Consider the following 12,094-nt stretch of genomic DNA (forward strand, 5'->3'; position numbering starts at 1 on the left):
CCAGGCGCGGGGTCAACGGAAGGTAAGGCTGATTCACCCTGAGTCGCGTTACTGAGGAGAATCCAATGAAAGCGTGGGTAATTACCTTTGTTGACCAGAAAGGCGAAAGGACCTCGCTGTCGTTTGACGCCGAGCAGCAGCCCAGTATCGAAGAGGCGGCTCGGGTGATTCGCGCCCACCTCTATCCTGTCGTGGACAAGGCGGACCTCAATGATTTCGAGGGCCGCGTGTCGATGCCCACTGCCGAATGGCTCAAGCAGGACAGCGGCGTGGAGATCAAGGAAATCAAAGAACAGCCCTGAGCGCTCGCGCTACTGGCATACCCTGGTGATTGGCGCTAGTCTGCAGCCAGGGTCACGGGTTATTTACCCAGCCGGCCCTTTTCCCTTAAACCATTGCTGCATCCGCTACATCCGCTCGAGTTGCCCACCCACGTTTGGCAGGGTGGGTCAGTGCGTAATGCACTGAAAGTCTATCCATCGCGACGAGGAGGACGATTCATGAGCAGCCCGTATGAGGACATCAGCAGCACGGTTCTACGCCGCATGAAAGAAGGCGGTTTCGATTTTGCCCAGATCCATCCCATCGAGTTCTATGCGGTGTTCCCGGACGAGGAGCGGGCGCGCAGGGCCGCAGGCAAGTTTCGTGGTGAATCGATCAACACCCAGGTACGCGAAAGCGACGAGGGGTGGCAGCTGGAGTTGAGCAAACTGATGTTCGCCACCTATGGCGGCATCGGCGAGTTCGAGCATGACTTCGAGCTGGCAGTTTCCCCTTTGGGCGGCCAGATACAGGGCTGGGGCGTCAAGCAGGAGCGACTGCTCGCCTGAACCTGTGTATCCGCGGGGCGGCCATGCCGCCCCCATCCATTTTCAGGGTACTTCCACCCCGGACCGCTTGCGGCTGGCCATGTGCGCCAGATACCCCAGCAACTGGTCCAGTTCTGCGTCGCTGATCACCGTTTCGGCAAAGCCGGGCATGCGCGCCTGTGGCCACTGGCGCAGGCTTTGCGGGTTGCGGATGTATCGGCGCAAGAACGCCGGCTGGAAGTACTCGGTGGGGTTGAAGGGCATGTTCAGGTCGGGCCCGAACTGCGCATCGCCGGCACCGTTGAGTCGGTGGCAGGCCAGGCAGTTTTTCTGAAACACGGCAAAGCCCAGGTTGACCGGGTCGTCCTCACGCAGTTGCGGGTCTGGCAGCAGTGCCGGGAAGCGCGATGCCACAGGGGCCAGGCGGCGAATGGTGGCAAGCTGGAAGGGCCATTGTTCGGGGCTGATCCGGCCTGCCTGCGGTTGGGTCCACACCAGGTAGAAGGGCCCGGCGCTGCCTTTGCCCTTGCTCAGGGCTGGCCATGGGTGGGCGGGGTCCTCTATGGCCAGCCAGGCGCGTGCCGGGCCGTTGCCGAGCAACGGGGCAGCGGGCAGTTCGGCGGCAAAGCCATCCAGCGCCACGGCCTGCAGATGATCGCCGGGGGCTACGCCCTCCAGCAGCGCCACCATGGGCACGGCGCGGTAGTGCATGGTCTTCTTGTAGGAAACGTCACCGTCGATTCGGATATTCCGCGCCTGCGGGTGAGCCAGCAGTTGAGCGGTGCTCCACTGGCGCTCGGCGCCGCCCAGGTTCAGGGTCAGCTGTGCGGCGTGCAGGGGCAGGCTCAACAGCAGGATCAGGGCAAGGCAATGACGCATCGGGTGCTCTCCAACCATTCAGGCCGGCAGGATACACCAGCGTTGCGATGATGCCTGGTTACAGAACGGGTGGGCTTCAGCCGAACAGTCGTGTGAGGTTGGGCACGATCAGCAGCAGCGTCGTGGCGAAGAGGATGAGGCCGGCTTGACGTACTTTGGAGTGCTTGAACATGGCGGTCTGCCTTTTTGTTGTTATTCCTGAATGCCGTGTGGCGTCCTTGGCCAGGGTCCGTGATAACCCGCGAGCGCTGCCGAAATGTCCGCGTTGCCCCCGCATCGGACCTGCTTTGCTTCGATATACAACTAACCTTAGGGTCAACGTCACCCGTGTTTTAGAACGCTTTCGTATTAAGCGGTGGGTTCTAAGGCACTACGGCTATGAGGCCAAGGGCCATCCGGCGACCATCCCTTCAGCTAGACACGTGCGTGCGCTCCGGGGCATGGCCTGCACAGTGTGACCGTTCGTCCGAGTGAACACTTGCCTCCGAGCGCCATTCGCGGCAGGCTCTAGCGACACTTTGTGCCTCATGTCGTTCGGGACTAAATCTATGTCGTTACGCATCTGCATCCTGGAAACCGATGTCCTGCGACCCGAGCTGGTCGATCAGTATCAGGGCTACGGACGGATGTTCGAGCACCTGTTCACCCATCAGCCGATTGCCGCCGAATTTCGCGTGTACAACGTGATGAACGGTGAATACCCCGACGACGACGAGGTGTTCGACGCCTACCTGGTGACCGGCAGCAAGGCCGACTCGTTTGGCGACGACCCGTGGATCGCCAGGCTCAAGACCTTTCTGCTGGACCGCTACAAGCGCGGCGACAAGCTGCTGGGCGTATGCTTCGGCCACCAGTTGCTTGCCCTGTTGCTGGGCGGGCGCAGCGAGCGCGCGCACCAGGGCTGGGGGGTGGGAACCCACCGCTACGTGATGGCGGCCAAGGCGCCTTGGATGAGCCCGCAGGTGGAGGAACTGACCCTGCTGATCAGCCACCAGGACCAGGTTACCCAGTTGCCCGAAAACGCCACGGTGATCGCCTCCAGCGACTTCTGCCCCTATGCCGCCTATCACATTGGCGACCAGGTGCTGTGCTTCCAGGGCCACCCCGAGTTCATCCACGACTATTCCCGTGCCTTGCTCGAGCTGCGCCAGCAGCACCTGGGCCCGGAGGTCTACAGCAAGGGCGTGGCCAGCCTCGACCAGCAACACCAGGGCACCACGGTGGCCGAGTGGATGATGCGCTTTGTCGCACACAAGCCACAGGGCAGCGCGGCCTGAGGCCTACAGCCAGCCGGAGCGCTTGAAGCTGGCGAACAGTGCCGTGCAGCCCAGGGCGATGACCCCCAGCACGGTGAAGTAGCCGTAGTGCCAGCTCAGCTCCGGCATGTTCTGAAAGTTCATCCCGTAGATACCCGCCACGGCGGTGGGGAAGGCCAGGATCGCCGCCCAGGCGGCGAACTTGCGCTGGGTGATGCTCTGGCGTGACGACTCCAGCAGCATGCCGATCTCGATGGTCTGGCTGGCGATGTCGCGGATGCTCGACAGGTCTTCCATCTGCCGCGTCACGTGGATCTGCACGTCGCGAAAATACGGGCGCATGTTCTTGTCGATGAAGGGGAAGGCCAGGCGCTGCAGCTCTTCGCTGATCTCGACCATCGGTGCCACATAGCGGCGCAGGCGCAGGATGTCGCGACGCAGGCCGTGCAGGCGGCGGATATCGTCTTCCTGCAGCGAACTGCTGAGTACGTTGTTTTCCAGCTCTTCGATCTCGCTGTGAATCGCCTCGCTCACCGGCTGGTAGTTTTCAGTGACGAAGTCGAGCAGTGCATACAGCACGAAGTCTTCGCCGTGCTCGAGCAGCAGCGGCCGGGCCTCGCAGCGCTGGCGTACCAGGGCATAGGATTTGGAATGGCCGTTGCGGCAGGTGATGATGTAGCCGTTGCCGGCAAAGATATGCGTTTCGATGAACTCCAGCCTGCCGTCCTGGCGTACCGGCGAATAGGTCACGATGAACAAGGCATCGCCGAAGGTTTCAAGCTTGGGCCGGCTGTGCTTTTCCAGCGCATCCTCGATTGCCAGTTCATGCAGGTTGAACTGGCGCTGCAGATTGGCCAGTTCCTGCGCGGAGGGCTCTTCCAGCCCGATCCACACGAAGTGCCCCGGTTTGCTGGCCCACTCGGCGCCCTCGTCGAGGCTGATGTTGGTGACTTTTCTACCGGCGCTGTAGACCGCTGCCGCTACGACTCGACCCATGGTTGTGCCTTTCCCCCGTTGTCATGCCCCTAGCTTGGTATGACTACGACAAATCGGCAACTGCGCGGCTGGCCTGCAATTCTTTTTCCATCAGGTCGATGCAGCGTTGCATCTGTTCGCGGCACTGCTCGGCCAGGGCGGGAACATCCTGGTGGGTCATGCCGGTGGTGGAGATCGGCGCCAGCGAGCGGATGATCACCTTCTGCTTGCGCCAGCCGTTGAGGTTCAGGCGCCTGGCGTAGCGGCTCACGCACACCGGCACGATGGGCACGCCGGCTTCGATGGCCATGTGGAACGCGCCCTTCTTGAAGGCTAGCAACCGATCGCCGGCGTTGCGCGTGCCCTCGGGGAATACCCAGATCGAGGTGTCCTGTTCCTGCAGGGTGCGGGTGGTGGTCTGCATGGCGCGTCGGGCCTGGTAGGCGTTGCTGCGATCGACCAGCACATTGCCGCCCAGCCAGAACAGCTGGCCGAACAGGGGGATCCATTTGAGGCTCTTCTTGCCGATGCACACCGTGCGCGGCGGCACCACGTGACCGAGCACGAACAGGTCATGGTTGGATTGGTGGTTGGCCACGATCACGCAGCCCGGGGGCTGGTCGAACAGCGGGCCGACTTCGGCCTGTACCTGCAGGCGCATCAGCCAGGTGGCGGGCCAGCCATACAGGCGCGCGAACACGCGGCTGTTGTCGGGGTTGAAAGGCCGACACAGGCCGATGAGCACACCCAGTATGCCTACCAGAACAAAATGCAGGCCCAGGAGGGGCATGCGGATCAGAAACAGCATTGTGGTTAACCCCGGACAAAACGCGGCGCAGTGTACGGTTGTGCACAGCCCGGGGCAAACTTAAAGCTTCGCCGGCAAGGCCGGCTCCTGCAACGGTTGCGTCCCCTGCAGGAGCCGGCCTTGCCGGCGAATGGCGCGACCCGCTATCAGACCGGGTGTTCCTGGTCGCGAATGATCGCGTCGTCCAGCAGGTCCAGCAGCGCCTTGCGCACCTTTAGCTTGGTCTTCTTGTGCGCGTTCATGTTGATGGTCTTGAGTTGCTGCGCCGCTGCCAGGGCGGTTTCGTGCAACTGCTCCACCGGCACCACCTTGTCGAGGAAGCCGGCATCCACGGCACTGGCCGGGTCGAACATCTCGGCATTGATGACCGAGCGGTGGAAGGCCGAGCGACGCAGGCGATCACGCGCCAGCTCGATGCCGGCGTGGTGCATGGTCATGCCGATCTGCACTTCATTCAGGCCGATGCGGAACGGGCCTTCGACGCCGATGCGGTAGTCGGCCGACAGCAGCAGGAATGCACCCTTGGCCACGGCGTGGCCAGGGCAGGCGACGATCACCGGGAACGGATGCGACAGCAGGCGCCGGGAGAGCGTCGAGCCGGCGGTCACCAGCGCGATGGAGGCCTGTGGCCCAGAGGTCATCACCTTGAGGTCGTAGCCACCGGAGAGGATGCCCGGCTGGCCGGTGAGGATGACGACGGCGCGATCCTGCACGGCACGGTCCAGTGCATCGTTGAAGGCTGCGATCACGTCCGGTGAAATGGCGTTGACCTTGCCGTTGTTCAGGGTCAGCGTCGCGATGCCGTCTTCCAGTTGGTAGGTAACCAGCTCACTCATGACAGAGTTCCTTTAGGTGGAGTGGGGCTGACGTTACCCAGCTGCCGCGGTCAGGTAAAGCACCAAGGCTGACCGATGAGTCAGGCGCAGCACGCCGGCCCCGGCACCACGGGCTTCGTGCATGGACCACAGCCGAACCACGCCAGAGATTGGCAGCTTTGCCACTGCTGGCTTAAGCGCATGAATATTCTGAAAAAAACCTTTGCCATTCAAAGTGCTTTCGACTACATTAGCGCGCCTCGACAGGCTGAACAGCTTGGCGAGAACCGGTGAAGTGTCCGAGTGGCTGAAGGAGCACGCCTGGAAAGTGTGTATACAGGAAACTGTATCAAGGGTTCGAATCCCTTCTTCACCGCCATATTCAGATACGCGAAGAGCCCCCGAACTTGAAAGAGTCCGGGGGCTTTTTGTTGGGCCATTGAAAAGGAAGTTTCAGATGCTTGCAGAGTGCTTTTCCGAACAGCAGATTCTTGCCGCCGAGCAATTGATTGCTCTTGTCAGCCCCACGCCCGAAATGGCCGCCGAGCATCTTCAGGCGTTTCGCGAGCTGGAGCTGGACGAGGATGACATCGAAGAGTTCGAGGACGATCCCAAGCAACTGATGTGGATGGTCAAGGACATCGCCGACTGGGAGTCGGTGTTCTACGTCGACTGGAAGGACACCGAGTCGTTCGTGCAAAGCGTCCAGCAACTGGCAGAAGCACGTGACGCCCAGGTGACCTTTGGCGTGGATGACCCGGAAGATGAAGACTTCCTGGAAAACCACAGCGTGTCGCAACTGATGGTGCTGGCCCATGCCGAGCTTCAGAAGCAGGGCCTGGTGCTGTGGAACTGGTCGACGCTGGAGGACTGCTACAGCGGCTTCATCACCACTCCGGCCGCGGCGGCCGACCTGAGCGAAATCGCCGGGATACTGGAAGTGCAGTTCCGCGAGGGCAGCGAGCCGTTCTGATCGGCGGCGCGCTGTTCGCCAGCCAGGCTGGCTTCTGCAGGCAAGGCGAACGCCTGTGCAGGAGCCGGCCTTGCCGGCGAACGCATTCTCAGAAGCTCACAGCAGCCGACACCCGCGCAGTTCGCGGCGCGCCCTGAAACAGGTAGCCGTCGCCCAGATATTCCCCCGCGTCTCTCCAGTAGCGCCGATCGAACACGTTATCCACTGTCAGGCGCAGCACCGTGTCATACCCGCCGATGCGCGTGCGATAGCGGCTGCCAATGTCGAAGACCGCATAGCCACCCACCGCCACCGTACCTGCCTGGTTGGCATACTTGCTCGCGCTGTAGCGCGCCCCACCCAGCAGCGCCAACCCCGGTACTCCCGGGAGGCTGTAGTCGGCCTGCAGCGCCGCGCGCAGATTCGGCACGTTCAGCGCCTGATGGTCGTCGTACGCCCGCGTGCCGCTGCCGCCGACCCGTGCACGAATGGCCGCGGCACTGGCGTTGATCTGCAGGTTCGACGTTACCCAGCCGCTGGCCGCCAGCTCCAGGCCGGTGTTCTTCTGCTGCCCCTGCTGCACGTAGGTGAAGTCACCGCTGCCGTCCGGCTGGGCATACTGATACCCCTGGCGCAGCTGGAACAGCGCCGCGCTCAGGCTCATGCGCTGCCATTCACGCTTGATACCCAGTTCGAGCTGGCGTGACGTGGTGGGGGCCAGGATGTCCTGGCTGTTGAGCGCGAACCACGGCGCGGCATTGCCCGACGACAGCCCCTTGCTGTAGCTGGCGTACAGCGAAATGTCCGCGCGCGGCTTGTAGATCAGCGCGGCGTTGGGCAGCAGTTCATATTGCCGGGTATGCCGGCGCAGGTTGCCATCTTCACCAAAGGCCTGCTCGTCCAGGCGTACAACGCGCGCACCGAGTACCGTCTGCCAGTGTTCGTCGAAGCTGATCCGGTCGCTGGCGAACAGGCCGTACTGGCGGCTGTCGAGGCGGCGTTCGCGGTGGCCCGGGCTGCCGTCGAAGGGCTCCAGTGCCGGCGTAGGCTGGTAGATGTTGCCGCTGCCGATCCACTCGTTGAACGTCGGTCGCTGGTCGACAGTGCGCCGTTGCGCGCTGCTGCCGACCGTCAGCTCGTGCTCCAGGCCCGCCAGGGCAAACAAACCGTTGAGAGTGACCTGTGCCTCGTCGGTGCGCCGGGTATCGTCCGGGCTGCGGTAGTCGTAGATGTCGTAGTCGCCCTCGGGGCTGAAGTAGTTCGGCACCTTCGAGCCTGCGCAGCTGGCGGCGCCGTAGCAACCCCAGGCGAACGCGCTGTAGTCGTCGATCACCACGCGGCTGCGCGAAGCGCTCACGCTGCCGGTCCAGGTGTCGCTGAAGCGGTATTCGAAGCGACCGCCCAGATTCAGCGAGTCGATCTGCACCGGCTTGGCCCAGTGCTGATAGGCCAGGCGATCGTCGGGGTCGATGCCGTGGGGCAGGCGGTTGCCGCCGAGCAACTGGTAGCCGGGCACCGAGCGCTGCTCGCGCTGCTGGTACTCGACATCCAGTTGCAGCAGCGCATCCGGGTTCACTTGCCAGTCGAAGGCCAGCGAAGCGAAGTCGCGCTGGCCGTCGGCATGGTCGACGTAGGAGCGGATATCTTCATGGGCCAGGTTTGCGCGCAGGCCGAACTGGCGTTCGCTGCCAAACCAGCCGCCCAGGTCGGTGGCGATGTAGCGCTCGCCCAAGGCCGTGCTCGATACCGTGAGCGAACGGATATCCTGCGGGCGCTTGGTCACATAGTTGATCAGCCCGCCGGGTTCGGCTGCTCCGCTTTGCAGGCCCGACAGCCCCTTGAGCAACTCGACCTGCTGCTTGTTCTCCAGCGCCACGTTCTGCTCGCCGGCGATGGTCTGGCCGTTGATGGTGTAGCTGTGGGCGGCGTCCAGTTCGAAGCCGCGCACGTTGAAGTTCTCGTAGTAGCCGATGGGCGCATAGCTCTCGCCGACCGAGGCATCGCTTTGCAGCACCTCGCTGAGCAGGCGCACCTGGCGGTCCTGCAGCAACTGTTCGGTGAACACCGACACCGAGGCGGGGGTGTCGAGCAGCGGCGCCGCGCCAAAGCCGGCCACCGAGGCCTGGCGTGGCTGGTAGCCGTCCTCGAGCACATCGGACACGCTCAGGGGCGCGAGGGTGATGCCGCTGTCGGCCAGGGTGGTGGACGAGCTCAGGGCCAGGCCGAGGCTCAGCAGCCCCAGGGGCAGGCGAGGGTGGTGCAGGGTCATGCGCAGGTTCCTTGAAGGCCAGCAACAGGCGCGCCGGCAGGCGGGGCGCCATGTTACCTGAAGGGGGCCTGCGGGTAGGAGCCAGCCTTGCTGGCGAACGCCGTTACGCGGCCTTCACCTGAGCCGAGCGGCGCTCCACCCACAGCCACACTACCAGCGCCACGCCGCCGATCACCAGCCCCGCCACCACGATGCCGTTCCAGCCGTGGGCCTGGAACAACTGCGTACCCAGCAGCGAGCCCAGTGCGCCACCGATGAAGTAGCAGGTGATGTACCCGGCATTGAGTCGGTTGCGCGCCTCGGGGCGCAGGGCGATCACCGCGTTCTGGTTGCTCACGTGCACCAGCTGTACCGCCAGGTCGAGCACCAGCACGCCAATCAGCAGGGCGGCGAGCGACACCTGGGCGAAGGCCAGCGGTACCCAGGCCAGCACCAGGGCCAGCAGCCCCACGGTGGTGCCCAGCGAGCCCTTGCCGCGGTCGGCCAGGCGCCCGGCCCAGTTCGCGGCCAGGGCGCCGGCCGCACCGGCCAGGCCGAACAGCCCGATCACTGCATCGGAGTAGTGGTAAGGCTCGGCTGCCAGCAGAAACGCCAGGGGTGTCCAGAACAGCGCGAACAGGCAGAACGACAGCAGCCCCAGCAACGAGCGCAGGCGCAGCACCGGCTCATCCACGAACAGGCGGAACACCGAACCGATCAGTGCGGGGTACTTGAGCCCGGCGTGCTGGTGGCGCTCGGGCAGGGCCCTGGCCAGGGCGATGGCGCTCAGGGCCATGAGCGCAGCGGCCAGCAGGTAGATGCTGCGCCAGTCACCCAGGGTCGCCATGAACCCGGCAGCGGTGCGCGCCAGCAGAATGCCCAGCAGCAGGCCGCTCATCAGCGTGCCGACCACTCGCCCGCGCTCGGACGGGTCGCTCAGGCCGGCGGCCATCGGCACCAGTACCTGCGCCACCACCGAGAACAGCCCGGTCAGGGTGGTGCCGATCAGCAGCCACATCAGGCTGGGGGCGAAGGCGCTGATCAGCAGGCCGACCGTGGCGATGGCGATCATGCTGACGATCAGGCGGCGTTGTTCGAACAGGTCACCCAGCGGCGCCAGCAGCAACAGGCCGGCGCCGTAGCTCAGCTGGGCGGCAATCACGATGCTGCCGGCGGTGGCGGTGGTCAGGCCGAAATGCTGAGCGATGCTGTGCAGCAAGGGCTGCGCATAGTAGTTGCTGGCCACGGCCAGGCCGGTGGCGGTGGCCATCAGCAGAATCAGGGCGCGGCTCAGGTGAGTTGTGGCGGGGGCCATGGACCGTCTCGTTGTCAGGGGGGAAGGGGAGTGCATTATCGAAAATGCGCTAGCATGACGCCAATGAATCGTTTAGATCCCATCAATCTCTTGTGCAGATGGAAAGATGAACCTCAAGCAGATCGAATACGCGCTGGCGGTGGCCGATACCGGTAGTTTCACCCGTGCGGCCGAACGTTGTCATGTGGTGCAGTCGGCTTTGAGTCATCAGGTGGCGCGCCTGGAGTCGCAACTGGGCACCTTGCTGTTCGAGCGCAGCTCGCGCCGGGTGCGCCTTACACCTGCCGGCGAAGCCTTCGTGCTCAGCGCACGCACGGCGCTGGAGGCCACCCGGCGCATCGCCGAGGACGTGGCCGCAGCCTGTGGCGAAGTGCGCGGGCGCTTGTCCATCGGCGAGATCAGCTCGCTGACCGAGCTGGACCTGGTGGACCTGCTGGCCGGTTTTCACGGGCAGTACCCGCAGGTGGACATTCGCTGGCTGATCGGCAAGAGCGAGCTGCTGATTGCCGATGTGCGCGAACGGCGCCTGGATGTGGCGTTCATCGGCGTCTGGCCGGGGGAACCGTTGGCGGGGGTGGCGTCGCGCCTGCTGGCGGCCGAGGAACTGGTGGCGGTGCTGCCGCTGCAGCACCCGCTGGCAGGCATCGGGCGTCTGGCGCTGGAGCAACTGGAAGACCAGCCCCTGGTGGACTTCCAGGCTGGCAGCGGCGCGCGTCGACAGACCGACGAGGCATTTGCCGCCGCAGGGGTGCGTCATCGGGTGCAGTTCGAGGTGGGCAGTATCGGCCTGATCGAGAAGTTCGTGCAGCGTGGCCTGGCCCTGGGGCTGGTACCGGCAAGGATCGCCGCAGGCTTCAAGGGCGTTGCCGCAGTACCGGTGTGCGATGCCCCGGTGCGCCACCTGTACGCGATCTGGTCGACCACCCCGACGCCGGCGGCGCGGGCCTTCGTCCAGTTGCTGGAGCAGAACCTGGCGGCAAGGGCAAGCCATTAGCCGTGGCAGCCTCTTTGCTGGCAAGCCAGCGAAGTGCTTCAGAGCACTTCCACCAGTTCGTAGACCTGGCGCCCATTGCCCAGTACCAGCACCACCTCGTCGCCCTCGAGCTTGCCCATCAGGCTTTGCCCCAAAGGTGAGCGCGGGGTGATCACCGTGATCAGCGCCTGCCCTTCGCCGATTTTCAGCCCTGCCGCTTCCGGCCCCAGGAACACGCGCTGCTGGCGATCCTGTTCGTCGGCCAGCAGCACCAGGTTGCTCAGTTGCACGCCGGCCTCGGGGTCGTAGTCGCGCAGGGTCAGTTGCTGGTACGCCAGCCGTGCCTGGCGAATCTCCTCCATGCGCCGGGCCTGCCCGGTGGCCAGGTACGAGGCTTCCAGGCCGAGGGTGTCGTACTTGTTCTCGGCGATGTTCTCCTCGGCAGTGGCCGCTTCATACGCGGTCTGCGCAGCACGTTGCGCCACGTCGAGGTCGACGCCCAGGCGCTCGATGATGCGCGCCAGCAGGTCGGTCTTGTTCATCTCAGTTGCAGAACTCAAGGACATTGGCGCGGCTTTTCTCGGTGGGGGCGGTACGGTTCTGTTGCAGCCAGAACTGGCATCTGGGGTTGGACAGGTTGCGCGGGCTGCCCTGGGCCTGCTCCTCGGCCTGCTGCACCGCCTGATCGTGCAGGATCTGCTTGTACTGCTCGAACATGCGGTTCTGCTCCGGCGACTGCTGCGGCGCCACGGCCGGCGCGGGCGGGGCGATCACCTCGTGCAGGGGCTGGCGCAGGTCGGGCAGGTACTGCCAGCCCAGCCACAGGGTCAGCATGATGGCGACGAAACCCAGCCACAGGCCGATGGCCACGCACAGGATCAGTTGCAGCGGGTTTTGCGAAATTTTCAGTTCACGGCGACGCGCACGGTACGACATGGCAGCCTCCTGGCCAGGACAATGGCGGCGATTGTCGCATGCAGCGCGGGTTTTATTCAGCCTCGCTACTGTTGTCTGCAATGATTAACCCGGACAATCGGCGCTTTTTGTTTCCGGCTCAACGCGAG

14 protein-coding genes and 1 tRNA gene are annotated in these 12,094 nt (G+C 64.2%); 7 read left to right on the forward strand and 8 right to left on the reverse strand.

The features are described 5' to 3' along the window. Positions 1 to 65: 65 nt before the first annotated feature. Positions 66 to 302, forward strand: a complete 237-nt coding sequence (locus tag DN387_RS03255) for a hypothetical protein (RefSeq protein WP_043862719.1) — start codon at positions 66 to 68, stop codon at positions 300 to 302. A gap of 198 nt (positions 303 to 500) precedes the next feature. Continuing rightward, positions 501 to 830: a ribonuclease E inhibitor RraB gene (locus DN387_RS03260; protein WP_043862720.1), complete on the forward strand. Its 330-nt coding sequence runs from the start codon at positions 501 to 503 to the stop codon at positions 828 to 830. 42 nt (positions 831 to 872) lie between these two features. Here DN387_RS03260 and DN387_RS03265 read toward each other — a convergent pair whose 3' ends face one another. Further along, on the reverse strand, positions 873 to 1,688 hold the full coding sequence (locus DN387_RS03265) for a cytochrome c (RefSeq protein WP_054915833.1): 816 nt from the start codon (positions 1,686 to 1,688) through the stop codon (positions 873 to 875). A 548-nt stretch (positions 1,689 to 2,236) separates the two neighbouring features. Between DN387_RS03265 and DN387_RS03270 the strand changes: the two genes are divergently transcribed. Continuing rightward, on the forward strand, positions 2,237 to 2,965 hold the full coding sequence (locus tag DN387_RS03270) for an amidotransferase (RefSeq protein WP_043862722.1): 729 nt from the start codon (positions 2,237 to 2,239) through the stop codon (positions 2,963 to 2,965). 3 nt (positions 2,966 to 2,968) lie between these two features. On the opposite strand, the gene DN387_RS03275 is transcribed toward DN387_RS03270, so the two are convergent. The 3 genes from DN387_RS03275 to DN387_RS03285 all read right to left on the reverse strand — a co-directional run bounded on the left by DN387_RS03275 (position 2,969) and on the right by DN387_RS03285 (position 5,563). Then, positions 2,969 to 3,940, reverse strand: a complete 972-nt coding sequence (locus tag DN387_RS03275) for a magnesium and cobalt transport protein CorA (RefSeq protein WP_043862723.1) — start codon at positions 3,938 to 3,940, stop codon at positions 2,969 to 2,971. A gap of 43 nt (positions 3,941 to 3,983) precedes the next feature. Continuing rightward, entirely contained in the window at positions 3,984 to 4,727 is a 744-nt protein-coding gene (locus tag DN387_RS03280; protein ID WP_043862724.1) for a 1-acyl-sn-glycerol-3-phosphate acyltransferase, read from the reverse strand. 146 nt (positions 4,728 to 4,873) lie between these two features. After that, positions 4,874 to 5,563 (reverse strand): crotonase/enoyl-CoA hydratase family protein, encoded by a 690-nt coding sequence (locus DN387_RS03285; protein WP_054915832.1) that lies wholly within the window; start codon positions 5,561 to 5,563, stop codon positions 4,874 to 4,876. Between the two features lie 75 nt (positions 5,564 to 5,638). On the opposite strand from DN387_RS03285, the gene DN387_RS03290 reads away from it, so the two are divergent. From DN387_RS03290 to DN387_RS03300, 3 genes are all read left to right on the forward strand, one after another. Next, entirely contained in the window at positions 5,639 to 5,836 is a 198-nt protein-coding gene (locus DN387_RS03290; RefSeq protein WP_143516616.1) for a hypothetical protein, read from the forward strand. Next, positions 5,832 to 5,921, forward strand: a tRNA-Ser gene (locus tag DN387_RS03295). Before DN387_RS03290 ends, DN387_RS03295 begins: the two co-directional genes overlap by 5 nt. Positions 5,922 to 5,999: 78 nt before the next feature. Then, on the forward strand, positions 6,000 to 6,515 hold the full coding sequence (locus tag DN387_RS03300; RefSeq protein WP_043862726.1) for a hypothetical protein: 516 nt from the start codon (positions 6,000 to 6,002) through the stop codon (positions 6,513 to 6,515). Positions 6,516 to 6,603: 88 nt separating this feature from the next. On the opposite strand, the gene DN387_RS03305 is transcribed toward DN387_RS03300, so the two are convergent. Next, positions 6,604 to 8,763: a TonB-dependent siderophore receptor gene (locus DN387_RS03305; RefSeq protein WP_054915831.1), complete on the reverse strand. Its 2,160-nt coding sequence runs from the start codon at positions 8,761 to 8,763 to the stop codon at positions 6,604 to 6,606. A 103-nt stretch (positions 8,764 to 8,866) separates the two neighbouring features. Continuing rightward, entirely contained in the window at positions 8,867 to 10,057 is a 1,191-nt protein-coding gene (locus DN387_RS03310) for an MFS transporter (protein ID WP_043862728.1), read from the reverse strand. Between the two features lie 106 nt (positions 10,058 to 10,163). Between DN387_RS03310 and DN387_RS03315 the strand changes: the two genes are divergently transcribed. After that, the gene (locus DN387_RS03315; RefSeq protein WP_054915830.1) at positions 10,164 to 11,051 is read left to right on the forward strand and encodes a LysR family transcriptional regulator; all 888 of its coding nucleotides are present in this window, start codon (positions 10,164 to 10,166) and stop codon (positions 11,049 to 11,051) included. Between the two features lie 38 nt (positions 11,052 to 11,089). Here DN387_RS03315 and DN387_RS03320 read toward each other — a convergent pair whose 3' ends face one another. Continuing rightward, the gene (locus tag DN387_RS03320) at positions 11,090 to 11,572 is read right to left on the reverse strand and encodes a GreA/GreB family elongation factor (RefSeq protein WP_043862730.1); all 483 of its coding nucleotides are present in this window, start codon (positions 11,570 to 11,572) and stop codon (positions 11,090 to 11,092) included. Position 11,573: 1 nt separating this feature from the next. Next, complete coding sequence (locus tag DN387_RS03325; protein WP_043862731.1) at positions 11,574 to 11,966, reverse strand: hypothetical protein; 393 nt, start codon at positions 11,964 to 11,966, stop codon at positions 11,574 to 11,576. Positions 11,967 to 12,094: the final 128 nt, after the last annotated feature.

This window comes from Pseudomonas sp. FBF18 (assembly GCF_024261405.1).
Taxonomy (GTDB): Bacteria; Pseudomonadota; Gammaproteobacteria; order Pseudomonadales; family Pseudomonadaceae; genus Aquipseudomonas; species Aquipseudomonas palmensis.